The sequence below is a fragment of the Tsukamurella soli genome (assembly GCF_039541155.1).
In the GTDB taxonomy this organism is placed as follows: domain Bacteria; phylum Actinomycetota; class Actinomycetes; order Mycobacteriales; family Mycobacteriaceae; genus Tsukamurella; species Tsukamurella soli.
Map to the genome: position 1 here is coordinate 1 of NZ_BAABFR010000078.1, position 24190 is coordinate 24190.

The window sequence follows — 24190 nt, forward strand, 5'->3', positions numbered from 1 at the left end:
AGCGAGCTCTCCAGGTCGGCCTTGGCGTTCTTGGCCACCGCCTTGCCGATCGGCCCGACGATCATCGCGCCCGTGCCGCACCCGACGGCGATGCGGCGTGGCCGTTCCCACGGCTGCAGGTGGAGCAGTGTCGCACGCAGGCGGTGGAGGCGGCCGACACCGTCGCCGCCCACCTGAGCCGGGTCGCGTCGGCGCCCGACGGGCTCGCCGACGACGTACGCGGGGCGTTCCGGCGGTTCGCGGCGTTCCTCGACGCCCGGATCGCCCCCGTGGCGGTCGGATTCGATGCGCCCGGCGGGCTCGGCGTGGGCCGGGACGCGTATCCCCTGTACTCCCGCGCGTTTCTCGGCACCGTGATCGACCTGGAGGAGACCTACGCCTGGGGCCAGGAGCGGCTGTCCGCCATCGTCGGCGAGCAGTCGGCCGTCGCGCGCGAGCTGTATCCCGACCTCGACGGCCCGGATGCGGTGGCCCAGGCCCTGATCCGACTCGACGCCGAGGAGCGGTACACCCTGCGTGGTACAGACGCGTTGCGGGGCTGGATGCAGGACAAGTCCGATGCAGCCGTATCCGCGCTGGCCGGTGCACATTTCGACATCCCCGCCGGACTGACGCGGCTGGCCTGCCGGATCGCGCCGTCGGGGTCGGGCGGGATCTACTACACGGGGCCGTCCGCCGACCTCAGCCGTCCGGGCACGATGTGGTGGGCGGTTCCGAAGGGGCAGGACACCTTTCACACGTGGCAGGAGACCACCACCGTGTACCACGAGGGGGTGCCGGGACATCACCTGCAGATCGGAGAGTCGGTGGTGTCGCCGCTGCTGAACCGGTGGCGCACGCTGTTCTCGTTCACGTCCGGGCACGGCGAGGGCTGGGCGCTGTACGCCGAGCGTCTCATGGCCGACCTCGGCTTCCTCGACGATCCCGGCGAGCGCATGGGCATGCTCGACTCGCAGCGGCTGCGCGCCGCCCGCGTGGTCCTCGACATCGGCGTGCACTGCGGGCTGCCCGCCCCCGACGAGATCGGCGGTGGCGCCTGGACGTACGAGAAGGCGTGGGAGTTCCTCACGCACCACTGCGCGATGGACCGGCAGGTGCTGCGCTTCGAGCTGCACCGCTACCTCGGCTGGCCGGGCCAGGCACCGTCGTACGCGGTGGGCCAACGGGTGTGGGAACGCACGCGCGACGCGTATCTCACGGCGCGTCCGGCCGCGACGCTCCGCGAGTTCCACTCGGACGCACTGGCGCTCGGCGGCATGGGCCTGGACACCCTCGCCACCGCCCTGGCCTGAGCCTCGGACGCCTTACTCGCGGCGTCCGGGATCGGTGCCCGGCGGGAGGTCCCAGCCCGATTGCTGGGGCCCGCCGTGCCGCGGGCGGCTGGGCCGCGGCGGCTCGTACGGCGGTCGCTCGCCGTACTGACCGAACGGGGCCTGCGTCGGGCCGGGGTGCTGCGGCGACACCGGCCCCGGCCCCGGGCGGTACGACGGTCCCTGCGGCGCAGGAGTGCGGGGCTGGACGGGCATCGCCACGGTCGCGGGCGAGGACGGTGCCTCGCCGCCACCGTCGGGCGCGGAACGGCCCGCGGGATCCGGGTAGCCCTGCGGCGCGGGGTATCCCTGCGGCGCACTGTAACCCTCCGGCCCCCGATACCCCGGTCCGTATCCCTGCGGCGCACCGGGTTCCGGTTGCGATGCGAAGCCGGCGTGCCGCCCGCCACCGTCGTCGGCCGGCGCGGGCCCGGCGGCGGCGCGCTCGGCACGCCGGGCCGGGATCTCCTGCTCGGCCTTGCTCAGCCAGTCGTCCCACCGCGCCTGCATCGGCCGCACCAGGCCGCCTCCGACACCCACGATCGCGATACCACCGATGGTAGCGAGCACCGTGATCAGGACGGGGGTGGTGACGGTGGTGGCGACGCCGATCTGGTTGAGCGCCGCCACGATTCCCGCGCCCCAGATCAGAAGCGACGCGAGGGTGGCAAGGGCCGGCCCGTACGAGGCGCCACCGAGCGCGCCGCGCACCAGGTCCTTCACCGCCCGCGCGATAGCGGCGACGATCACGATGATCAGGATGGCGATGAACAGCTTCGGCAGCCACGCCACGATCTTGGTGAGTATGTCGCCCACGGGATTCGGACCGAAGACGCCGATCGCGAGTTGCAGCGCGATCAACAGGACCGCGTAGTACACCACCTTCGCCAGCAGCCGGGCGGCGTCGTAGTTGCTGCGAACCAAGGCATCCCCGACGCCGCTCCGTGCGACCAGCCGATCCAGACCGAGTCGCCCCAGGATCACGGTCACGATGCGCGCCAGGATCTTCGCGACGATCCAGCCGATCACGAGGATCACCAGGAACGCGACGAGCTTCGGGACGAACGTCGCGATCGATCGCCACGCGTCCGACACCCCGGATCCGTAGTCGATGGCCAGGTTGGTGGTCATAACCGCTCCTTCCGGTCAGGACGCCGGACCGGTGGCGACCGAGCCGGACGACTGCCGTGATTTCGAGCCTCATTGATTCGCCGCATCAACCTTATTCACAGCGAACAACGAATCCGGCGCAGCGACACACCGCGCAACCGGAATTCTGCTAATTCCGCCCCGATCCGGAACCCACGTCGATCGTCGGAGGTCGGCGGCCGCCGCGGGTTGTCCTTCCCGGACCCGGCGGTTCGCGGTGCTACGCTGCGGGAGATCAGTCCCGTCAGGGAGGAGATCGACGGTGCCTTCCCATGCGCGTGCCTCGGCCGTCCGGTTGCCGACGTCGATACAGGCCTGTCTGTTCGATCTCGACGGTGTCCTCACCGACATCGCCCGGGCGCACGCCGCGGCCTGGAAGGAGAGGTTCGACTCCTACCTGCGCAGCCGCGCCGACCGGGACATCGACGCTCCTGACGGCGAACCGGACGACCCGGTGGGCGTCGAGACCGTCCGAGATACCGGCCCCCGAGGAGAGATGACGAGATGAGTGCAGCGCGAATCGCATCGTGTCTGATGCGAGTGGCCGACCTGGAGCGATCGGTGGACTTCTACCGCGGCGTATTCGGGTGTACCGTCGCGATCCGCGAGCCGGACGCGGCACTGTTGTTGGCGCCGGACGGCTTCCAGATCTATCTCCGCACGCACAACGCGGGCCGGATCCGCGAGATCGACGATATCGGCGTCGAGCAGATCATCTGGTCCGCCGACAGCCCCGAGGAACTGCACGCCATCGAGCAACGGCTGCGCACCCGCTACCCCAGCACGTACTCGAACACACTGGACGGGGTCAGTTTCGTGGACGGCCTGGATCCCGACAACATCCGGGTCCTCGTCACCTATCCGACACCCCAACAGTTTCCCCGCGAGGTGATCGACCGGCGGCTCCGCTGACCACCGCTGCACAGCCGTCGTAGCGTGTTTCGCCTCTGATGTCACCGGCATCTGTGATCGGCTGTCGTGGCGCGCCGGCCGGGCCTTCAGACGCTTACCGACCGTGCGGCGGCCCACGGAACGTCGAGACGCCTATCGGGGGGCGCTTGTCGGTCAGCGTCTGCACCGTCGGTCAGCGTCTGCACCGTCGGTAAGCGACCGCCCTGTCCTCGGACACCGAGGCCCGCCGCGCGGACCGGCTGATGGCGTGTCGCGGCTGAAGGACCGGCGCGGACGGGCGATTGCCGGCGTGCTCGGATACATGCACAGGCCACGTACATGCACCGGTCACGTCAGGCGAGGCTCCACCAGCGCAGGTCGCCTCCCCCACGCCATGCCCCATTCCCGATCGAACGTGCGATCTGAGCTGGGGACTGCGACGCAGCGCAGGGACGGGGACCTCCGAAGAGGTGCTACAGGTCGGCGATCTCCCGCAGGTTGGTCTTCGCGAGCTCGACGATCTCGTCCCCACGCCCGGACAGGATGGTCCGGGTCGCGTACAGGGTGAAGCCCTTCATCTGCGCCAGCGTCACCTTGGGTGGCATGGACAGCTCCTGACGGGCGACGGTGACGTCGATCAGCGCGGGACCGTCGTGCGCGAGTGCGGCGCCGACAGCCGCCTCCAGGTCGCCCGTGCAGTCCACTCGGAAGCCCCGCACACCCGTGGCCTCGGCGATCGCGGCGAAGTCTGGGTTCTGCAGGTCGGTGCCGAAGTTGACCAGCCCGGCCTGCTTCATCTCCAGCTCGACGAAGCTCAGTGCGCTGTTGTCGAAGACGACGATCTTGACGGGAAGATTCAACTGCCGCAAGGTGATCAGGTCGCCGAGCAGCATTGCGATACCGCCGTCGCCGGAGAACGCGATCACCTGCCGGCGCCGGTCGATCGATTGCGCGCCGATCGCCTGCGGCAGGGCGTTCGCCATGGAGCCGTGGTTGAACGAGCCCAGCATCCGGCGGCGCCCGTTCATCCGGACGTACCGCGCGAACCAGACCGTCGGCGTGCCGACGTCGCACGTGAACACCGCATCGTCCGCGGCGAGGCGGTCGACGGTGGCCGCGACGTACTGCGGATGCAGCGGCGTCTCGTCGGCCCGCCCCGGGACAGCGAGGTCGTCGAGCCGGGCGCGGCGACGGTTGTAGTGCCCCACCATCTTCGTGAGGAAGTCGTCGTCGTACCTGCGCTGCACCAGCCGCGACAGCGTCGCGACCGTCTCCTTGACCGTGCCCACCAGCGGGTGCGTCACCGTGACCCGGCGGCCGATGTTCTCGCCCCGGATGTCCACCTGGACCACCGGCACGCCCTCGGGCAGGAACGCGCGGTAGGGGAAGTCGGTGCCCAGCATGATCAGCAGATCGCAGTGCTCGATCGCGCGGTACCCCGAGTCGAAGCCGATCAGGCCGGTCAGGCCCACGTCGTTGGGATTGTCGTACTCGAGCCACTCCTTGCCGCGCAGGGCGTGCACGACGGGCGCCTTGATCTGCTCGGCGAAGGCGACCACCTCGTCGTGCGCGCCGGCGCAGCCCGCGCCGGCCAGGATCGTGGGCCGTGCGGCACCGTCGATCGCGGCCACCGCGTCGGCCATGAACTCGGCGCCGGGCACCGTCGCCGAGTGCGGAACCCGCACGGCGGGAACGTCGGTCGCGGGGGCGTCGGCGAAGAAGATCTCGCCCGGCACCACGATCACCGCGACACCGCTCTCGGACACGGCGTGCCGCAGTGCCTGTTGGAAGACGGTGGCGAACTGCTCGGGCGTGCTCACCAGCTCGACGTAGCTCGAACACTCCGCGAAGAGCGCCGTGGGGTGCGTCTCCTGGAAGTAGTCCGTACCTATCTCGACCCGCGGGATGTGCGCGGCGATCGCCAGGACCGGCACGCGGCTGCGGTGCGCGTCGTACAGACCGTTGATCAGGTGCAGGTTGCCGGGGCCGCAGCTACCGACACACACCGCGAGCTCCCCGGTGAGCGCGGCCTCGCCGCCCGCCGCGAACGCACCCACCTCCTCGTTCCGGACATGCGCCCACTCGATCCGGCCGTCGCGCCGCAGCGCGTCGGTGAGGCCGTTGAGGGAGTCGCCGGCGACTCCGTACATCCTGCGCACCCCGCTGCCGTACAGCGTGCGGACCATCGAATCGGCGATGTCTCCAGAGCTCACAGTGCTCCCCCCATCGGGTCGGCTAGTCGGGTCAGGTCGGATCGCCCGCCGCCCGAACGTTACCCCGCAGCGCCGCCGCCGACATCGGCCGCCTGCGTGCGCAGGCACGAGACCGGGTCAGGCCTGCTCCCACTCGAATCCGTCCGGGTCCGCGAACGTGCCGGCATCGCCGCCCACCACCAGCCGGTGCGAGCCGGTGCCCTCGGGCGCCACCCCCGCATCCTTCGCGGCTGCCTTGCGCCCGTACAGGGCGAGCTTCACCCCGCCCGGATCCCCCGCGAACTCGACGTACTTGCGCCCGAAGCTCCTCGTCACCGTCAGCCCCTTCTCCGTGTAGAACGCCTTGGTCACCGCCACGTCGCCGGCACCGATCAGCAGCACCAGATCGTCGATCGTGCGCACCGGCGCGCCGGTGTTCTTCTTCGCCGAGGACGCCACCTTCCAGATCGTCCCGTCGGGTGCCCGGAGCACGGAGCCGTAGCCCCAGAACGACTTCCGGGCGGCCTTGAGCACAGTCGCACCAGCTGCGAGCGCCGGCTCGACGAAGGAGTCGACGACCGCGGGCTCGGCCACGACCAGGGACAGGACGAAGCCCCGGAAGCCTGTGGTGGGGCCGGAGGACGCGCGGAGCCGGAGCCGGTCCCCGAGCCCGAGCCCGAGCCCGAAGGCGTTGTCGTAGAACGTGCGTGCCGAGTCGACGTCGTCGACCTCGAGGGTCAGGAATGCGATACCAGTCATACCGAGCACGCTACGACCCGGATCCCGCGCGGGCTTCTCGATTCCTGCTCACTCGAGACCGGTCACCGCGCACCCGTCAAGGGCGTCGACGGCGACCCCGTACATCATGCGCACCCCGCTGCCGCACGGCGTGCGGACCATCGAATCGGCGATGTCTCCAGAACTCACGGATGCTTGCTCGGATGCGCGCGCAGGCGCTGCACTGCGCATCCGGGCCGGCGCTAGTAGCGTTGTGTACTCGACTACATCAGCCGTCCACGGAGCCCGAGCGGGAGGCACATGGCGACCGTCGCCGAGCTCGTCACCCGCGCGGGGCTGCGATCGTTGACCCCGGACAGCGCGGAACGGGTCCGGCTCCGACCGGTCGAGGCGCTGTACGCGATCGAGCCCGATACACCGGTCGACGCCGCGGCGGGATCTGTCGCCCACGCACCGTCGAGATGCTGGTCCGCCCTTACTGTTCCGCCCCGCGAACTCGCGGCCGTGCTCGCATCCCAGCGGGTCCTCGCGGTCGTCGTCGACGGGGACGACCCGAACCTTCCGCCCGAGTTCGTGGCCGGCTGCCGCGCGCACTCGCTGCCCCTGTTCGTGCTCCCCCGCGCCGCGACGTTCGCCCAGCTCACCGCGGCGCTGGACGCCGGTGCGCAGTCCGCCGCCAGCTCGTCCGGCGGCGACGGTGACGTGGCGTCGATCCGCCGGACGCTCACCGATTTCGACGGGCAGGCCGACACGACGTCGTGGCTTGTGTTGCCCGGGTGCGTGATCGGCGGTACCGCCCCGAGTGATCCCGCGTGGGCGCTCCGGGTGCTCGGCTCGACGCAGGTCGCGCCGGCCCGCAGATCGACGGCGGCCACGATGTGCCTGTCCGTGGCGGGGCCGTCCCGAGTCCTGGCGATAGCGAATCCCGGCCGGACCGCCTTGAACGCGAAGCGGATCGAGCTCCTCGGCAGCGAACTGTCGGCGATCCTGCGTTCGATCGACGCGAAGCGGTCCGCGCGTCGCGGAATCGAATCGGCCCTGATCCGTGAGCTGGTCGAGGCGACGTCGACGGCGGCGGCGCTCGATCCCTGGGCCGCGGCGCTCGGACTGGGTGTACCGAAACGGGTTCGGGCGCTTGCGGTCGCATCCCCCGAGGAGGCGTCCGACCGCGACGGGCAGCTCACGGTCGCGCTCCTCGACCTGGCGTTCCAGAGCGGCGGGTCCCATTCCGTCGGCACTCATCGCGGGTACGCGTACGCACTCATCGAGGCCGACCCCGCGGGGGACGACGGTGACGAGTTCGACTCGGCGGTGGCCACACTGGGCGAGCTCCTCCGAGTGCAGCACGGGCACCGCATAGCGATCGGCGTGAGCTCGACGATCGTCGCGGGGAGCGACGACCTGGTCCGCGGACTGATCAGCGCGCGGCAGCTCGCCGACCGCGACGCGCGCGCGGACGCATCCGACTCGCCCGCGCTCGCGCTGCCCGTGCCGATGGCCGCCGCCCTGATCACCGAGGATCCCGCCAAGGCCGGTGCGATGCACCGGATCCTGCTCGAACCCGTCATCGACTACGACCGTAGGAGGGGTACCGGCTACCTCACGACCCTACGCACCTTCCTCGCGCTGGACTGCCAGTGGAACGCGACGGCGACCGAACTCGGCATCCACACGAATACGCTGCGGTACCGCCTATCGCGCATCGAGGAGCTCACCGGCCGGGACCTCGGCGCATTGACCGACCGCGTCGACTACTACGTCGCGCTGTGCGTGCACGAGTCAGCCGAGCGCGAGGGCCGCCTTCCGTCCTGACCACCACGGATCGGCCGGGCGGGGCGCGAACTCCGTCAGAATCCGGTACTCGCCGCTCTCCGCGGTCGCCACGTACGCCGGGTGCGCGCTGTGATGGTTGTCGCGGAGCTGGAACGGCACCCCTTCCGGGTTGGCGTCGAACCGCACCGCGAGCAGTCCCCGCGCCAGCGCGACCGGATCCGCCGCACCCGACCACTCGGCCGCCAGGCCCAGTGCGTGGACTGCGTTGTACGCGCCGACCTGCGCTGCATGGCAGCTCGTCTGGCCGCGGACCTGCCGCAACGCGGACCGATACGCGTGGTTGACCGGGGTGTCGAGGGAGGCGAAGTAGGTGGCCACCATGAAGTGGCCCTCGCTCAGTTCGTGCGGCATCCGGGCGAGCTCGATCTCGGTGGTGACGGTGGCCGCGATCGGCAGGCGGCGGGCGTCCAGACCCGCGGCCGCGAACCGTCGGTAGAACGCCGTGGTCGAGTCGAGCCCCACGACGTTGCACAGTACGACATCCGGTGCGGCGCGCCGGATGTGCTCCACCACCGCGTCGAATCGGGTCTCCCCCAGCGGCACGTAGCGCTCCCCGACCGTCTCGATGCCGAGGTGGCCGCCGTACCGCCGCGCGACCTCCGCCATCACCCGCGGATAGATGTAGTCCGAGCCGACCACGAATATCCGGCGGCCCAGATTGCTCCCGATCCACGAGAGATAGTCGGCGGCGAACTGATTGGGGATCGCGCCGCAGTAGAAGATCCGAGGGTCGGTCTCCTCCCCCTCGAAGTACGTCGGATACATCAGCAGCGAACGGTTCTCGTGGATGGCCGGCGCCATCGCCAGGCGACTCGCCGAGGTGTATCCGCCGACCACGACGTCGACCTGCTCCGCGCGACAGAGGTGATTGATCGCGTGCACGCTTGCAAGGACCTTCGAGCCGTCGTCGTACACGGCGGTCTCGAGCGGCGCGCCGAGCACACCGCCGCGCGCATTGATCTCGTGCACCGCGAGCATCGCCCCGTCGAGGATCGACTCCTCCACCGCGGCGAGGGATCCGGTGAGCGAGAACTGCATTCCGATCCTCACGCGCGTTCCTCCTCGACGGCCGTGGGCTCCACGCGGATGGTTTCCGGGACCCGGTGACCACTATGCCACCGTCCACTTCCAGCCGATACCGGACGTGAACCCCGGCGGGTATCCGGCGTATCGGGGACGAGACCGCTCGTTTCGATCTCGTGACGACGCGTTGCGCTCTCGTGTCCGACACGCACCCGTTACGGCGCACTCCGGCCACATCGTCGCAGGTCGACGCTGGTTCGGCACTGCTGGCGCCTGTGCCGACATCCAGCGCGGCAGCCCCGCGTTCGGACGATGAACCAATTGTCGGCCGGCCTCGCCGCGAGTTTCGTTGTGCTCACCGGCACCGTCCGATGGTGCCGACCCACACGACCCTAGGAGGCGCAGTGACCGAGGCCATCAGCAGGCCGACGAAGTTCCGGACCGCAGTGGACATCGGCGGTACGTTCACCGACGTCTTCGTGCAGCGTCCGGACGGTCGGATCGTCACGGCCAAGTATCCGACCCAGGCGGACCCGATCGAGGGTGTCCTGGCCGGCATGAAGCAGGCCGGCGTCAGCTGGGACGACGTCGAGTTCTTCTCGCACGGAACGACTATCGCGACCAACGCGTTGATCACCCGCTCGTTCCCCAAGATCGCCCTGGTGACCACCGAGGGATTCCGTGACGTCATCGAGATCCGCCGCGGCGACCGCGAGTCGTGGGACCCCTACCAGGAGGTGGCGCCGCCGTTCGTCCCCCGCCGGCACCGGATGACCGTCCGCGAACGCATCGGCTACGACGGCACGGTGCTCGAGCCCCTCGACGAACAGCAGGCCCGTGACATCGCCCGGATCCTGCGTCGGCGCGAGATCGAGACCATCGCAGTGTGTTTCGTCAACTCGTTCACCAACCCCGCGCACGAGAACCGGATGGCGGAGATCCTCGCGGAGGAGCTGCCCGACGTCGCCGTCACCACGTCGAGCGACGTGCTGCCCGAGATCTTCGAGTACGAGCGGTTCTCGACGACCGTCGCGAACGCCGCGCTGGTCCCCATCATCGGCCCGTACGCGCGAACCCTCGAGGCCCGCCTCGCGGAGAACGGGTACGAGCACGACGTGCTACTGCTGCACTCGGGTGGCGGCGTGATGACCCCGAAGATGGCCGAGAAGTACGGTGCCCGCCTGGCCGCGTCGGGCATCGCCGCCGGCGCGATCGCGAGCCGCCACATCGCGCGGATGTGTGGCTACGAGAACTCCATCGGCTTCGACATGGGTGGGACGTCCACCGACGTATCGCTCACCGACGCCGGCGTATTGGGTACGACCAACACCTGGAGCGTGGAGTTCGGCTACCCGATCTGCTTCCCCAGCATCGAGGTGCTCACCATCGGCGCCGGCGGCGGGTCCATCGCCTGGCTCGACGATGCCGGGTCCCTGCGCAACGGGCCGCAGTCCGCGGGTTCCGACCCCGGCCCCGCGTGCTACGGCGGTCGCGGCGAGGCCGCCACCAACACCGATGCGAACCTGATCCTCGGCACCGTCGGCACCAAGCTGGCGGGCGGCGTCAAGGAGCTGGACGTCGCCGGCGCCCGCGCCGCGATCGAACGGATCGCCGCCCCGCTCGACCTCGACGTCGACACCGCGGCGCAGTCGATCATCAAGGTGGCCAACGCCAATATGGCCGACGCGATCCGCCTGATCTCGATCCGGAAGGGACACGACCCCCGCGATTTCGCCCTCGTCGGGTTCGGCGGTGCCGGTCCGCTGCACGCCGCGTATCTCGGCCGCGACCTCGGCATCCCGACGGTGATCATCCCGCCGCACCCGGGCGTCACCTCCGCGATGGGATGCATGCTGGTGGACATCCAGCACGACATCACCACGATGTATCTGGCGGACGCGGCCGAAGCCGACCTCGACCACCTGACGCGCTCGTTCGAGGAGTTGCAGGCCCAGGGCCGCGAGCGGTTGGTCGCCGAGCACGTCGCGCCGACCGACATGGTGTTCGAGTACTACCTCGACATGCGGTACTCCGGCCAGTGGCGCGCCATCTCGGTGCCGGTCTCGATGCCGCTGACCGACCTCGGCGACGTCGTCTCGACGTTCCACGCGAACCACCTGCGCGAGCACAACTTCGCGTCGGAGGACGCGGCGGTCGAGATCTACCGGATCTCGGTGCGCGCCATCGGCTTGACGCCGCGCGGCGACGTCGCGCCAGCGCCGCTGATCGACCCGGCGGACTTCACCGCCACGCCGACCGAGGTCCGCGAGGTCCTGTTCCCGGACGAGGTCGCACGCCTGCGCACACCGGTGTACGACCGGTCGTCGCTGCCCGCGGGCGCCGTGCTGGCCGGCCCGTGCATCGTCGACCAGCTCGACTCGACCACCGTCGTCCCGCCGCGGACCACCGCGCGCGTCGACGAGTGGGGAAACCTCATCCTCACCTACACCGACTGACATCCCTCCCCGAGCCCGCGCTCCCCACACAGGCAGGACAGACATGCCCACATCGCTCGATCCCGTCACGTTCGAAGTCCTCAAGAACGCCTTCATCAACACCGTCGACCAGATGGCCGAGCAGATCCTCCGGACGTGCTACTCGTTCGTGATCTACTCGCGCGACTTCTCCTCCGCGCTCTGCGATCCGGCGGGCGACACCGTCATGCAGGGCACGGGCGACATCGCCGCGCACGTCGGGACGCTGCACTACACGGCGAAGGCCGTGATCCGTCAGTTCGAGGGCGACATCCACCCCGGAGACGTCTTCGTGATCAACGACGTCTACGAGGGCGGCAGCCACTTCAACGACACCCGCATCATCCGCCCGATCTACTTCGAGGGCGAGCTGCTCGGCTACGCCCAGGCCAACGGCCACTGGGCGGACGTGGGCGGCGCGACCCCCGGCTCGTTCAACGTCAAGGCGCTCGACCACATGGGCGAGGGACTGCGGATCCCGCCGACCCGGCTGTGGCGCGAGGACGTGTTCCTCGAGGACGTCGCCTACCTGATCGCGAAGAACACCCGCAACCCGCGGGACATCATCGGCGACATGCAGGCCCAGGCGGAGGCCACCCGGGTCGCCGAGCGCGAGATCCAGCGGCTGTGCCGCAAATACGGTGTCGAGACGGTCAAGACGGCGATGGCCGACGTGCAGACGTACGTCGAGGAGCTGACCCGCGCGAAGATCGCCGCCCTGCCCGACGGTGTCTGGTACACCGAGGACTACATCGACCAGGATCCCGCGCACGGCGAGGGACTCATCCCCGTCAAGATGACGATGACCATCTCCGGCGATACCGTGCACTACGACCTGACCGGTTCGCACGCGTCGATCTCCTCGATGCTCAACGCGGGCTTCGGCGGCTCGTTCGCGGGGATCGTCGCCGGAACCAAGATGCAGTTCCCCGACATCCCGCTGAACTCCGGCTTCTACCGCGTGGTCACCGCAGACCTCGGACCGGTGGGTTCGGTCGTCAACGCCGACTGGCCGTCGCCGTGCGCCGGCTTCTGCTCGGGTCCCTTCGAGAAGATCATGAACTCGGTGTTCGAGATCTGGTCGGACATCCAGCCCGAGCGCGCGATGGCCTGCACGTTCAACCTCGAATACCTCCTGGTGGGCGGGCGCGACGAGAGGGAGGAGGGCAACCCCAACTTCATGTGGTACGACTGGATGATGGGCGGCTGGGGCGCCCGGAACGGCGGCGACGGCTACAACGCGTCCGCGGCCGTGTTCGGTGTCCAGTACGGCACGCAGCCGTTCGAGGGCCAGGAGCGACTCGCGCCCGTCCTCACCTCGTGTCACGAACTCGTCCCCGACTCCGGCGGGCCCGGTATGCAGCGGGGCGGGCTCGGCGCCGAGAAGGGCGGCCGGCTCTGGGCGAGCGACAACACGGTGATGTCGTACTGCTGCGACCGGGAGCGGTCGGTGACCTGGGGCCTGTGGGGCGGTCTGCCCTCCATTCCGCACGGCGTCTGGCTGAACAAGGGCACCGACGACGAGCAGTACCTCGGGTCGATCTTCGCCGCGGTCCCGATCAAGTCGGGCGATGAGTTCACCCGCCCGTCCGCGGGCGGCGGCGGTCTCGGGGATCCGCTGCGGCGCAAGGTGCTCGACGTGCTCGAGGACGTCGTCGACGGCTACGTCACCATCGCCCGGGCCGAGAAGGACTACGGGGTGGTGATCCGCGAGGTCGACCCCGAGGTCTTCGAGTACGAGGTGGACCTGCCCGCGACCGTGGCGGCGCGCGAGTACATCCGCGACAACCGCCACCGGTGGCTGGACCGCGACCCCGAGGAGGTCGCAGCCGAGTACCGCGCCGGGCTGGTCAACGACATGGACTGCGTCCGGCAGTACGGGGTGATCCTCGACTGGGGATCCGGCGCGGTCCTCGACACCACCACCGCCCAGTTCCGCGCGATGCTGCAGCGCCGCACGGTGATCCACTGGACCGACGACCCCGAGATCGACCACGTCGCCGGCGCCCTGCGGGTCGACAGCCCCGTCTCCGCGTAGCCGGCCCGGTTCCACACCACTCCCCGGTGGGCCGGCGACGACGCCGGCCCACCGCCCATCACCTGATCAGGCATCATTCGACAGATCCAGAGGAAACCATGACCACGGAGATCAGTCCGCCCGACTCGGCGCCGCTCGCGCCGCTCACCATCACCTATGTCGACGATCCGTCGGTCGTCGCCCGCGCGGCGAGCGAGGACTACTCACTGCACATCGTCCCCCGCTCCTGGCGCAGCTCCCGCACCTCCGTCGCGATGGCCTGGTTCGGCCTGATGAGCGCGATGTTCTTCGTCGTCGTCGGCGCCACCGTCGCCCTCGCCGTCGGCACCATCGACTCGCTGATCGGCATCGGCATGTCGGTACTCGCCTACGCGCTGATCAACTCCGTCGCCGCCCGATTCGCCAACGAGACCGGCACGAGCGTGTCGCTGTTCTCCCGAGTCCTGTTCGGGCGGGCCGGATCCGCATTCGCCGCGGCGCTGTTCGGCCTGACGATCGCCTACTACGTCGTCGCCGAGGGGTCGATCGTCGCCTCCGCCCTCAAGGCGTACTTCGGCGTGCTGCCGATGGCGTTCTGGTTCCTCGTGGTGGTGCTGTACCAGGCTCCCCTCGCCTGGCGCGGCGTGACCACCTGGCTCGACAAGCTCAACGGCCTGCTGCTGCCCCTCTATGCGCTGGGGCTGGTCGGGTCCGTCGTCTGGGCGATCGTCAAGTACGGTTACCACAACGAATGGCTCACGTACACACCGAAGTCCGCGTCCTCGCTGGGCGTGCCCGGGTGGTGGTACGCGTTCGTCGTGTACATGGGCGTGTGGGTCGTGACGATGATGGTCTGGGACTTCGCCCGATTCGGCCGGCCGCAGGACGCGAAGGTCAACGGCCGCACCACCTTCGGTGCGCCGTTCTATGTGGTCACGCTGCTCGTGAACGCGATGGTCGGCATCTTCCTGGCACAGACGATCACCATCTCCGGTGCCCTGTCCGAGAACTCGGCGATCCTCGGGGTCGTGGGCATGATGGGCATCTGGGGCCTGGCCTGGGTGCTGGTGAGTCAGACCCGCGTCAACAGCGGCAACTTCTACCTCTCGTCCACCAACTTCCAGAACTTCTTCGCCAGGACGATGAAGTTCTCGATGCCCCGGACGTTCTGGGTCGTGGTGGTGGCGGTCCTCGTGTACCTGATGATGCTGACGAACGTGCTGTCCTGGATCGTGGTCGCGCTGCAGTACCAGGGTGTGCTGATCGTGGGCTGGGTCGCGGTGGCACTGACCCACATCCTGTGGATGCGGCTGCGGCGCATACCCACCGACTCGCTGGAGTTCCGGCCCGGGCGGGTGCCCGCAGTCAACCCTGCGGGGCTCGGCGCCTGGGGCGTGTCGGCCGCCATCGGTGTGCCGATGGTCGCGTTCGGCGGTACGGCCGGCGCGGTCTGGGCACCGCCGGCCGCGTTCGTGGTGGCGGGCCTCCTCTACGCCGTCGCCCTCCGGTTCAGCCGGCCGGGCTGGTTCACGATGGCCCGGCCGCACGACCCGCGCGACGAGGTCGACGACGTGTGGGAGGCGCGGATCCGGTGCCACCGGTGCGAGGACAGCTACATCGCCTTCGAGACCGACCGCGATCCCTCCGCCGCCCATGCGCCGATCTGCCTCGCCTGCGCCTCCGACGACCGAGAGTTCCAACGGGCCGCCGCGAAGGAGGCCGCCGACCGGCTCCGCTAGCGAGACACCTCCGCCGACGCGGCGACATCGTGACCGATGTCGCCGCGTCCGCATGTCGCCCGCCGGGCTGTCAGGGCACCAGCACCGTCAACGTCCTCGGCCGGACGTCGGCGGTGAACGGCAGCTCCATGAGGTAGTCCCCGTCGGCATGCACGGGTACGGCTCGGTCGGCGGCGACGGTGACGCTGCCGCCCGACCGCACGAGCACCTCGGGCCGGCCGATGTGCGCGCCGGTCTCGGCCTGGCTCATCAGGTTCGCGAGCCGGTACTTCGACCGGTCACCGCGGACGATCAGCACGTCCAGCCGGCCGTCGCCCACGTCGGCCGACGGAACCATCCGCAGCCCGTGGCCGTAGTCGCCGGAGTTCGCGACCACCACCATGTGCGCGAGGAGGGTCTCCGCCGCGCCGTCGACGGTGACGGTGAAGCGGGCCGGCCGCCAGCGCAGGGCCGCGACGACCGGCGCGACGCGGTACGCCGCGGTCCCCAGCGGGCGCATCCGGTTGATCACCTCGGTCGCCTCGGAATCGATCCCCGCGTAGACGTTTCCGAGCACGGTGGTCCCGCCCACGTCGACGGTGTCGATCGTGCGACGGCGTCCGCCGCGCAGCACGTCGGCGACGGCGCCCGGTTCCTCGGGTAGCCGCAGATGCCGTGCGAGGTCGTTGCCGCGCCCCGCGGGCGCGATCCCCAGGACACCGCCCGGCACCGTCATCACCCCGGCGGCGACGTCACGGATCTGGCCGTCGCCACCGACGGCGACCACCACGGCACCGTCGCTCGCGGCCTCGGCGGCCCGCGCAGCGGCGTCCGCGGCGCCGGTCGACCACACCACCCGGGCATCGATGCCGCGGGCGGTGAGGGCCGCCTCCAGCGCGGGCCACCGTCGGCGCGCGGCCCCGCCACCGGAGATCGGATTGGCGATCGCCACGACCTGCATCATTCGGCCCGCCCGCTCCGCTCCCGGCGCCGGCGGCCTCACGGGAGCAGGATCCCGGGGTTGCACACGTTCTCCGGGTCGAGCGCGGCCTTGACGGCCCGCAGCGCGGTCAGCTGCACATCGCCGATCTCCTCCAGATAGGTTGCGCGGTGGTCGGTCCCGACCGCATGGTGGTGCGTGATGGACGCGCCGGCGGCGCGGATCGCAGCGTTGGCGGCCTGTTTGGCCCGCATCCATTGTCCGAGGGGGTCGTCGAGCGCCTTCGCGATCACGGTGAAGTACAGCGACGCCCCCGTCGGGTACACGTGCGAGATGTGGCACATCACGACGGCGGGTGTGCCCTGCGCACCGAGCGCGTCGGTGACCGCCGCGGTGACGGATCCCTTGAGCCGCTCCAGGTTCGACCACCAGGTGACGGTCTCGAGGGTCTCGACGAGCGCGCCCGCGTCGAGCAGCGGGTCGCGCAGGTACGGGCCGCGGAACCGCCCGGCCCGCCATGCCTCCCCGGGCGCGGTCCCGAGGTCGGTACCGCCGAGTTCGGCCAGCCGCGCGGTGAGGTATCGCTCGCGGCAGTCGACGTCGAGCTCGTCGCCCTCGACGCCCACCACCATCAGGCAGCCGCCGGTGACCGCCGAAGCGCCGGCGGAGGAGGGATTCGCGAGGTTCAGCCCGGTCTCCGCCTCGTCGGACAGGCGCAGCACGGTGGGGCGGATGTTCGCCTGCGCCAACGCGCGCATGGCCGCCGCACCGGTGGCGAAGTCGGGGAAGTGCCAGCCGGTGAACCGCCGTACCGCGGGCACCGGGTGGACGCGGACGGTCACGGAGGTGACCACACCGAACGCACCCTCGGAGCCCAGGAACAGCTGCCGGAGATCCGGCCCCGCAGCCGATTTCGGCGCCGTCCCGACGGTGGCGGTACCGATCGGCGTGACCACCGTGAGCGCCACCACCATGTCGTCGAACCGGCCGTAGCCGGCCGACGACTGCCCGGCTGACCGGGTCACGGCGCACCCGCCGACGGTTGCGCCCTCGTACGACTGCGGGAAGTGGCCGATCTCGAATCCCTCTGCGGCCAGCAGCCGTTCTGCCTCGGGAAGCCGCGTTCCGGCGGCAAGCGTCGCGGTCTGCGAGACCGGGTCGAGGGCGAGCAGCCCGGTCATCCGGCGCAGATCGAGACTGACGGTGGGCCGTCCGCGGTCGGGCGCGAGGCCACCGGTCACCGATGTGCCGCCCGCGAACGGGCTGAGGGCCAGGCCGTTCGCGCGGCATGCGGCGAGCACGGCGAGCACCTCGTCGTGTGTGGCGGGGGCGACGACCGCGTCGGGAGCGTCGGCACCGTCGCCGGCGCGCAGGCGCAGCAGATCGGGCGTGGAGAACCCGCGGAGGCGCGCGAGGCGCGCGTCGTGGTCGGTGGCCACGTGTTCGGGTCCGACGGTGGCGCGCAGCGCGTCCAGCGCCGCACCCTCGAGCCGGCAGACCGGCAGCTCGACTGCGTCCAACGGGACGGGCGTGGGCGCGGGCTCGGTGATTCCGAGGAAGCCGAGCGCGCCGCGCACGGAGTCGGACAGGTGCATCGAGGACTCCGGCGAGCCCCACCGCCCGGGCGTGAACGTGACGGGAGTCAGGGCGGTCTCTGTCATGGGGGTCCCTTCGGTACAAGTTGCTGATACACTTGTACACATGATGTCGCAGGATCTCAACTCCGAGGTGGCGGGGCCCGCCGAACCCCCCGGCCCCCGCACGGCCGCCAACGCCATCCCCGAGGACGTGATCCTCGATGCCGCCCGTGACCTGATCGCCACCGTCGGGATCCGTCGCACCACGATGGCAGACGTCGCCCGGGCTGCCAAGGTCTCGCGTGCCACCCTGTATCGGCGCTTCCCCAATATCGAGACGCTGGCGGCATCCGTCACCACTCGCGAGTTCAACGCGGTGCTCGACGCGGCACCCACCGGAGCGGAGCTCGACGCCGCGATCGCCACCGAACCCCTGGACGTCCTCGTCGGGCTCGTCGTGCATCTGGTCCACGTGTCGCGCGAGCACCCGCTGTTGCGCCGGATCGTCGAGCTCGACCCCGAGTGGCTCACGCCGTACCTCTTGCAACGCACCGGTCGCACATCCACCGCCCAACTCGACCGCATCGAGGCCGTCGTCACCCAGGCCGTTGCCGCGGGCGTGGTGCGCCAGGACGACCCACACGAACTGGCCACCGCGATCCTGCTGCTCGCGTGGTCCTTCGCCCTCACCGGGCCGGTGTTCGCGACACCCGACGTCCTCGACCACCAGCTCACCGAACTCCTCACGAGGTACCTGAAGCCATGACCGATCACCCCCGCCGCCCCGCCGTCTCCCCCGCGTCCATCCTCTCGGCCGGCCGTCGATCAGCCGATCTGGCTGCCCTGCAGTCCGATCCGGCCGTCGACCTGCTGGTGATCGGGGGCGGCGTCACCGGCGCCGGGGTCGCACTCGACGCCGCGACGCGCGGGCTGTCCGTGGTCCTCGTCGAGCGCTGCGACCTCGCCTTCGGCACCAGCCGCTGGTCCTCGAAGCTCGTGCACGGCGGACTGCGGTACCTCGCGTCCGGCGCGGTGGGGATCGCGCACGAGAGCGCCGTGGAGCGCGACGCGCTCATCCGCGCGATCGCGCCGCACCTCGTCCGGCCGCTGCCGCAGGTGGTCCCGCTGCTGCCGAGCATCGGCCGCGCCGACGCCGCGCTCACCCGGGTCGGCTTCCTCGCGGGCGACGCGCTGCGTGTCGCCGCGCACACGCCGGGCTCGACGCTCGCCCGGTCGCGCCGGATCGACGCCGACCGGGTCGCGTCGATGGCACCGACGGTGCGCCGCGACGGCCTGCGCGGCGGCCTCCTGAACTGGGACGGCCAGCTGATCGACGACGCGCGCCTCGTGGTCGCGATCGCCCGCACCGCGGCCCTGTACGGCGCGCGGGTGATCACCCACTGCGCCGCCACCGATGTCACCGGGACCTCGGCCCTGCTCACCGACGCGCTGACCGGATCGTCGCTGCGGCTCTCCGCGCGTGCGGTCGTCAATGCGACGGGAGTGTGGTCCGCGGGCGTCGATGCCAGCGTCCGGCTGCGGCCGAGCCGCGGAACCCACCTCGTATTCGATGCGACCTCGTTCGCCGTCGACGGTGTCGGGCTCACCGCGGGCCTGACGGTGCCGGTGCCGGATTCGTTCGGGCGGTACGTCTTCGCGCTCCCCCAGGCCGACGGCCGGGTATATGTGGGACTCACCGACGAGGAGGCCCCAGGCGACATCCCGGACGTTCCGGTGCCCGCCGACGGCGAGATCGACTTCCTGCTGGGCGTGATCAACACCGCGCTGGCGACGCCGCTCACGCGCGCCGACATCGTCGGCAGCTTCGCGGGGCTGCGGCCACTGCTCGAGTCCGACCAGGGCACCACCGCCGACGTCAGCCGCAAGCACGCGGTGCTGACCCGCGCCGACGGCCTCGTGACCGTGGTCGGCGGCAAGCTCACGACCTACCGGCGGATGGCGCAGGACGCGGTGGACGCGGCCGTCGAACAGTCCGGACTGCCCGCGGGGCCGTGCCGCACGCGGGCGATCCCGCTGGTCGGCGCGGGAACCCCGGCGGCGCTCGCCGCGGTCGACGCGCCCGCCCGGCTCGTCGCCCGGTACGGCACCGAGGCCGTGGCCGTGGCCGCCCTTGCGGATTCGGATCCGCTGCTGGCCCGCCCCGTGGCCGTGGGCACCGAGATCACAGGCGCGGAGCTGGTGTTCGGCGCCGCCGCCGAGGGCGCGCTGGACGTGGCGGACCTGCTCGAGCGCCGCACCCGGCTGTCGCTGACGCCCGCCGTCGCCGAGCGCGCGCGGGCGGCGGCGGATCGGGCCCTGACCGCGGCGCGATAAACGGATTGGAGACACGGGCCTGCCTGACCCCTATGCGCTCAGCGAGCAGAGTCTGGGTCAGCCCAGGGATTCAGGCGTGTACAGGTGCTCGGTGACCGCCATCTCTGCTTCGATTCGATCCATGTTCTCGCCGTCGCAGGGGCCGACCGGCTCGCAGTTCGTCCAGGCTCATCTCCTCCTCCTCCTCTGCTTTTCGTCTCTCCGGTTCGGCGGCGTCGGCTCGTCGTTGCCGGATCTTCTCCTGGTGGGCGGTGAGCCGTGCCATCGATCCAGTCGTCCACGAGGTCTGTGCCGACATCCTCGACCGCAGGCGGCGGGCCCGGTGCGAGAGAGTCCCTCGCGGTACCTCTATCGGGTGGGACTCCCGCACAGGCGAGGACCGGAGAAGCATGAGTGCATATGCCGGTGCCGGTGCACGTCGGCGAGTGACACGACACCCCGGCCACGGATTTCCGCACACCACTCACAACCATGCACACCACTCACAACCACGAGGAGAGACATGACCGCGAACGAATTCGACCAGATCTTCCCGCTCGGGCCGAAGAACGACGCCTTCGCCCAGTACTTCATCGGGCAGAGCTACCTCGCACCGCTGACCTCGGGGAGCGTGCCCGTCAGCAACGTCTCCTTCGAGCCTGGATGCCGCAACAACTGGCACATCCACCACGGCACCGGCGGCGGCGATCAGATCCTCCTGTGCACGGCGGGCAGCGGCTGGTACCAGGCCGAGGGCGAGGACCCCGTCAGCCTCGAGCCCGGCACCGCGATCCGAGTGCCGGTCGGCACGAAGCACTGGCACGGCGCGAAGGCCGACTCCTGGTTCAGTCACGTCGCCTTCATCACTCCGGGTGAGGATCCCAGCAACGAATGGCTCGAACCCGTCACCGACGACGAGTACGGCAAGCTGCCGAAGAACGGAGACGCCGCGTGAGCATCCTGAACGAGACCTACACCCTGGCAGGCGACATCGAGATCCCGAAGCTCGGACTGGGCACCTGGTTCATCGACGACGCCGCGGCCGCCGATGCAGTCCGCGCGGCGGTGCAGATCGGCTACCGCAACATCGACACCGCCCAGGCGTACGGCAACGAGCGCGGCGTCGGCGAGGGCGTCCGCACGTCCGGCGTACCCCGCGAGGAACTGTTCGTCTCCACCAAGCTCGCCGCCGAGATCAAGGACTACGACCAGGCCGTGGCAGCGATCGACGGGTCACTGGAGAAACTGGGCGTCGATTACATCGACCTCCTGTTGATCCACGCCCCGCAACCATGGAGCGACTTCCGGGGCGGTGACTACTCCGAGGGCAATCGCCGCGCGTGGCGGGCGCTGGAGGCGGCCCACCGGGCCGGCAGGGTCCGCTCCGTCGGCGTCTCCAACTTCCTACCGGAGGATCTGGAGGACATCCTCGAGCACGGCACGATCACGCCCCAGGTGAATCAGATCCTCGTCCACGCCGGCAACACACCCGGCGAGCTCATCGCCTACTGCGAGAACAAGGGCATCCTCGTCGAGGCGTACTCGCCCATCGCCCATGGCGAGATCCTCGGCAATGCGGACGTCGCGGCGATTGCGGAGAAGTACGGTGCATCCGTTCCGCAGCTGTGCATCCGCTACACGCTGCAGCTGGGCGCCGTGTCGCTACCGAAGACCGCGAACCCGGACCACATGCGCTCCAACGCGCAGGTCGACTTCGTGATCTCCGCCGAGGACATGGCGGCCTTGCGGAACCTGGACGAACAGGACTACGGCGACTCCAGCGTGTTTCCCGTCTACAGCGGCAAGTGACGGAGCACCGCGACGGCTGAGAAGGCGGCGGGCAGGGATGCCCGGGGACTCGTCGCGTTCGACCCCACCGCACAATAGTTGTGCACAACTTAGTTGTATCCATCTCGATTGCGTGGCATCATCGAAGGCGTGGAACAGGAACTGCAGCTCGACGCGCAGGTGTGCTTCGCGCTCTACTCGGCGGCGCGCGTCGCGTCCGGCGCATACCGCGAGGGGCTCGCCGAACTCGGCCTGACCTACACCCAGTACGTCACGCTGCTGGCGCTCTGGGAGGAGGACGGCATCACCGTCACCGACTTGGGCAGGCGCCTGCGCCTCGACAGCGGCACCCTGTCGCCCCTGCTGCGGCGACTGCAGGCGATAGGCCTCGTCGAGAGGCGCCGCGAGTCGGCGGACGAACGCCTGGTCACGATCCACGTCACCGACGCGGGCCGCGCCATGCAGCCGCGTGTCGCGCACGTGCAGCGGGCGGTCGGATCGAAGCTCGCACTGTCCCGCGAGGAGGCGGTCCTGCTCCGGGACCTCGCCAACCGATTCTGTGACGCACACCGATCTCACTGATACACAGGAGGATTCATGTCGCTCGACATCAAGTACACCACCGAGGCCCTCTCCACCGGCGCCGGCCGCAACGGCCACGTCCGCACCGCGGACGGCACCGTCGACTTCCAGCTGGCGATGCCGAAGGAGCTGGGCGGCAGCGGGAACGGCGCCAACCCCGAGCAGCTCTTCGCCGCCGGATATGCCGCGTGCTTCCATTCGGCGCTGCAGGCCGTCGCCCGCGCACAGAAGGTGGACATCGGTGACTCCAGCGTGGGCGCGCGGGTCAGCCTCGGGACCACCGACGACGGTGGCTTCGGCCTCGCCGTCGCACTCGAGGTGATCATCCCGACGCTCGAGCAGGCCGAGGCACAGAAGCTCGCCGACGCCGCGCACGCGGTGTGCCCGTACTCCGACGCGGTGCGCGGCAACATCGACGTGGCCGTCACCGTCGCCGCCGACTGACGCCGAACCACCCACCGCACCGAGGAGACCCACATGCGCGCACTCGTCCAGCACAGCTTCGGCGGTCCGGCGGAGGTCCTCGCCGTCGAGGACGTCCCCACTCCGGAGCCCGGGCCCGGCAAGGTCCGCATCCGCACCCTGCTCGCCACCATCCACAACCACGACCTGTGGACCGTCCGCGGCAGCTACGGCTTCAAGCCGGACCTGCCTGCGCGTGCGGGGACCGAGGCCGTCGGCGTCGTCGACGCGGTGGGCGACGGTGTCGAGGGGGTCGCCGTGGGCCAGCGGGTGGTGACCCGCGCGGCCTTCGGAACCTGGGCCGAATACTTCCTCTCGCCTGCCCGGGCGCTCATCCCCGTGCCGGACGAGATCGACGACGAGACCGCGGCCCAGCTGGTCGCGATGCCGTTCAGCGCGGTATCGCTGCTCGACTTCCTCGGCGTACGCGAGGGCGACGCGGTGGTACAGAACGCCGCCAACGGCGCCGTCGGCACCATCCTCGCGCAGCTCGCGCCCGCGCGTGGCGTCACCGTCGTCGGGCTGGTGCGGCGCCCGGAAGCCGTCGAACAGCTTGCTGCGCAGGGTATCTCGGGCATCGTCGCGACCGACGGCGACGACTGGCGGGCGCAGGCGCGCGCACTGGCGGGCGACCGCGGATTCACCGCCGCGGTCGACTCCGTGGGCGGCACGGCGAGCGGTGACGTCGCGACGCTGCTGGCCGACGAGGGCACCCTGGTGGTGTTCGGCGCCATGGGATCGTCGGACATGGTGCTGCCGTCGGGCCCGCTGATCTTCCGTCAGCTCACCGTGAAGGGGTTCTGGGCCAAGCGGATCGGGGAGGAGATGTCCCCCGCGAAGAGCGCCGAGCTGATGTCCGAGGTGTTCCGCGCCGCCGCCGACGGTTCGCTGCGGCTCCCCGTCGACTCCGTGCACCCGCTCGGCGACATCCGCGCCGCAGTGGCCGCGTCCGCCCGCCCCGGCCGCATCGGTAAGGTCCTGCTGCGCCCCTGACGGTCTGGAACGCTGCGACTGCGACCGTCTAGTGTGTCGCGTCGTTAATTCGTTTCTAGTTTGTAGAATGGGAGTATGTCGCGACGCGGACCTGTTCTGCCCGAGGTGACCCTCTCGGGAGAAGAGCGTGAGCAGTTGGAGCGGTGGGTTCGCCGCCGGAAGTCGGCGCAGGATCTGGCGTTGCGTTCCC

20 protein-coding genes are annotated in these 24190 nt (G+C 70.3%); 14 read left to right on the top strand and 6 right to left on the bottom strand.

From position 1 onward, the window contains the following. The coding region (locus tag ABD908_RS19560) for a DUF885 domain-containing protein (RefSeq protein WP_344999073.1) at nucleotides 1–1292 on the top strand (1292 nt) is incomplete at its 5' end. A 12-nt stretch (nucleotides 1293–1304) separates the two neighbouring features. Here the strand turns inward: ABD908_RS19560 and ABD908_RS19565 are convergent. Continuing rightward, complete coding sequence (locus tag ABD908_RS19565; RefSeq protein ID WP_344999075.1) at nucleotides 1305–2441, bottom strand: mechanosensitive ion channel family protein; 1137 nt, start codon at nucleotides 2439–2441, stop codon at nucleotides 1305–1307. Nucleotides 2442–2721: 280 nt separating this feature from the next. On the opposite strand from ABD908_RS19565, the gene ABD908_RS19570 reads away from it, so the two are divergent. Together ABD908_RS19570 and ABD908_RS19575 are read left to right on the top strand one after the other, a co-directional pair. Beyond that, on the top strand, nucleotides 2722–2967 hold the full coding sequence (locus tag ABD908_RS19570) for a hypothetical protein (protein ID WP_344999077.1): 246 nt from the start codon (nucleotides 2722–2724) through the stop codon (nucleotides 2965–2967). After that, nucleotides 2964–3371 (top strand): VOC family protein, encoded by a 408-nt coding sequence (locus ABD908_RS19575; RefSeq protein WP_344999079.1) that lies wholly within the window; start codon nucleotides 2964–2966, stop codon nucleotides 3369–3371. Before ABD908_RS19570 ends, ABD908_RS19575 begins: the two co-directional genes overlap by 4 nt. 452 nt (nucleotides 3372–3823) lie before the next feature. Here ABD908_RS19575 and poxB read toward each other — a convergent pair whose 3' ends face one another. Both poxB and ABD908_RS19585 read right to left on the bottom strand, forming a co-directional pair. Further along, complete coding sequence (gene poxB / locus ABD908_RS19580) at nucleotides 3824–5536, bottom strand: ubiquinone-dependent pyruvate dehydrogenase (protein ID WP_385924355.1); 1713 nt, start codon at nucleotides 5534–5536, stop codon at nucleotides 3824–3826. Between the two features lie 144 nt (nucleotides 5537–5680). After that, complete coding sequence (locus ABD908_RS19585; RefSeq protein WP_344999083.1) at nucleotides 5681–6301, bottom strand: glyoxalase; 621 nt, start codon at nucleotides 6299–6301, stop codon at nucleotides 5681–5683. 279 nt (nucleotides 6302–6580) lie between these two features. Between ABD908_RS19585 and ABD908_RS19590 the strand changes: the two genes are divergently transcribed. Then, nucleotides 6581–8092: a helix-turn-helix domain-containing protein gene (locus ABD908_RS19590; protein WP_344999085.1), complete on the top strand. Its 1512-nt coding sequence runs from the start codon at nucleotides 6581–6583 to the stop codon at nucleotides 8090–8092. Here the strand turns inward: ABD908_RS19590 and ABD908_RS19595 are convergent. Beyond that, on the bottom strand, nucleotides 8060–9163 hold the full coding sequence (locus ABD908_RS19595; RefSeq protein WP_344999087.1) for a transporter substrate-binding protein: 1104 nt from the start codon (nucleotides 9161–9163) through the stop codon (nucleotides 8060–8062). The two genes, ABD908_RS19590 and ABD908_RS19595, sit on opposite strands and share 33 nt — an antisense overlap. A gap of 377 nt (nucleotides 9164–9540) precedes the next feature. Here ABD908_RS19595 and ABD908_RS19600 point away from each other — a divergent pair, with 377 nt between their 5' ends. From ABD908_RS19600 to ABD908_RS19610, 3 genes are all read left to right on the top strand, one after another. Continuing rightward, nucleotides 9541–11592, top strand: a complete 2052-nt coding sequence (locus tag ABD908_RS19600; RefSeq protein ID WP_344999089.1) for a hydantoinase/oxoprolinase family protein — start codon at nucleotides 9541–9543, stop codon at nucleotides 11590–11592. A 43-nt stretch (nucleotides 11593–11635) separates the two neighbouring features. Next, on the top strand, nucleotides 11636–13648 hold the full coding sequence (locus tag ABD908_RS19605) for a hydantoinase B/oxoprolinase family protein (RefSeq protein ID WP_344999091.1): 2013 nt from the start codon (nucleotides 11636–11638) through the stop codon (nucleotides 13646–13648). 98 nt (nucleotides 13649–13746) lie between these two features. Beyond that, complete coding sequence (locus ABD908_RS19610; protein ID WP_344999093.1) at nucleotides 13747–15366, top strand: purine-cytosine permease family protein; 1620 nt, start codon at nucleotides 13747–13749, stop codon at nucleotides 15364–15366. 70 nt (nucleotides 15367–15436) lie between these two features. Here the strand turns inward: ABD908_RS19610 and ABD908_RS19615 are convergent, their stop codons facing one another. Together ABD908_RS19615 and ABD908_RS19620 are read right to left on the bottom strand one after the other, a co-directional pair. After that, entirely contained in the window at nucleotides 15437–16306 is an 870-nt protein-coding gene (locus ABD908_RS19615) for a diacylglycerol/lipid kinase family protein (protein ID WP_344999113.1), read from the bottom strand. 38 nt (nucleotides 16307–16344) lie between these two features. Next, on the bottom strand, nucleotides 16345–17946 hold the full coding sequence (locus tag ABD908_RS19620) for an FAD-binding oxidoreductase (protein WP_344999095.1): 1602 nt from the start codon (nucleotides 17944–17946) through the stop codon (nucleotides 16345–16347). A 40-nt stretch (nucleotides 17947–17986) separates the two neighbouring features. Here ABD908_RS19620 and ABD908_RS19625 point away from each other — a divergent pair, with 40 nt between their 5' ends. From ABD908_RS19625 to ABD908_RS19655, 7 genes are all read left to right on the top strand, one after another. Then, on the top strand, nucleotides 17987–18628 hold the full coding sequence (locus tag ABD908_RS19625; RefSeq protein ID WP_344999097.1) for a TetR/AcrR family transcriptional regulator: 642 nt from the start codon (nucleotides 17987–17989) through the stop codon (nucleotides 18626–18628). Then, entirely contained in the window at nucleotides 18625–20196 is a 1572-nt protein-coding gene (locus tag ABD908_RS19630) for a glycerol-3-phosphate dehydrogenase/oxidase (protein WP_344999099.1), read from the top strand. The genes ABD908_RS19625 and ABD908_RS19630 overlap by 4 nt, the downstream gene beginning before the upstream one ends. Before the next feature lie 502 nt (nucleotides 20197–20698). Continuing rightward, on the top strand, nucleotides 20699–21130 hold the full coding sequence (locus ABD908_RS19635; RefSeq protein ID WP_344999101.1) for a cupin domain-containing protein: 432 nt from the start codon (nucleotides 20699–20701) through the stop codon (nucleotides 21128–21130). After that, entirely contained in the window at nucleotides 21127–21984 is an 858-nt protein-coding gene (locus ABD908_RS19640; protein WP_344999103.1) for an aldo/keto reductase, read from the top strand. Before ABD908_RS19635 ends, ABD908_RS19640 begins: the two co-directional genes overlap by 4 nt. 129 nt (nucleotides 21985–22113) lie before the next feature. Next, entirely contained in the window at nucleotides 22114–22545 is a 432-nt protein-coding gene (locus ABD908_RS19645) for a MarR family winged helix-turn-helix transcriptional regulator (protein ID WP_344999105.1), read from the top strand. A gap of 15 nt (nucleotides 22546–22560) precedes the next feature. Next, nucleotides 22561–22989: an organic hydroperoxide resistance protein gene (locus ABD908_RS19650; protein ID WP_344999107.1), complete on the top strand. Its 429-nt coding sequence runs from the start codon at nucleotides 22561–22563 to the stop codon at nucleotides 22987–22989. A 33-nt stretch (nucleotides 22990–23022) separates the two neighbouring features. Beyond that, a complete protein-coding gene (locus tag ABD908_RS19655) occupies nucleotides 23023–24000 on the top strand; it encodes a zinc-binding dehydrogenase (protein WP_344999110.1) in 978 nt (325 codons plus the stop codon). Nucleotides 24001–24190 lie beyond the last annotated feature (190 nt).

Bases quoted from the DNA above. Each gene is read 5' to 3' on its own strand.
- ABD908_RS19650 (WP_344999107.1), top strand. From the start codon at position 22,561: ATGTCGCTCGACATCAAGTACACCACCGAGGCCCTCTCCACCGGCGCC.
- ABD908_RS19585 (WP_344999083.1), bottom strand. From the start codon at position 6,301: ATGACTGGTATCGCATTCCTGACCCTCGAGGTCGACGACGTCGACTCG.
- ABD908_RS19605 (WP_344999091.1), top strand. From the start codon at position 11,636: ATGCCCACATCGCTCGATCCCGTCACGTTCGAAGTCCTCAAGAACGCC.
- ABD908_RS19630 (WP_344999099.1), top strand. From the start codon at position 18,625: ATGACCGATCACCCCCGCCGCCCCGCCGTCTCCCCCGCGTCCATCCTC.
- poxB (WP_385924355.1), bottom strand. From the start codon at position 5,536: ATGGTCCGCACGCTGTACGGCAGCGGGGTGCGCAGGATGTACGGAGTC.
- ABD908_RS19590 (WP_344999085.1), top strand. From the start codon at position 6,581: ATGGCGACCGTCGCCGAGCTCGTCACCCGCGCGGGGCTGCGATCGTTG.
- ABD908_RS19575 (WP_344999079.1), top strand. From the start codon at position 2,964: ATGAGTGCAGCGCGAATCGCATCGTGTCTGATGCGAGTGGCCGACCTG.
- ABD908_RS19610 (WP_344999093.1), top strand. From the start codon at position 13,747: ATGACCACGGAGATCAGTCCGCCCGACTCGGCGCCGCTCGCGCCGCTC.
- ABD908_RS19615 (WP_344999113.1), bottom strand. From the start codon at position 16,306: ATGCAGGTCGTGGCGATCGCCAATCCGATCTCCGGTGGCGGGGCCGCG.
- ABD908_RS19620 (WP_344999095.1), bottom strand. From the start codon at position 17,946: ATGACAGAGACCGCCCTGACTCCCGTCACGTTCACGCCCGGGCGGTGG.
- ABD908_RS19655 (WP_344999110.1), top strand. From the start codon at position 23,023: ATGCGCGCACTCGTCCAGCACAGCTTCGGCGGTCCGGCGGAGGTCCTC.
- ABD908_RS19625 (WP_344999097.1), top strand. From the start codon at position 17,987: ATGATGTCGCAGGATCTCAACTCCGAGGTGGCGGGGCCCGCCGAACCC.
- ABD908_RS19565 (WP_344999075.1), bottom strand. From the start codon at position 2,441: ATGACCACCAACCTGGCCATCGACTACGGATCCGGGGTGTCGGACGCG.
- ABD908_RS19635 (WP_344999101.1), top strand. From the start codon at position 20,699: ATGACCGCGAACGAATTCGACCAGATCTTCCCGCTCGGGCCGAAGAAC.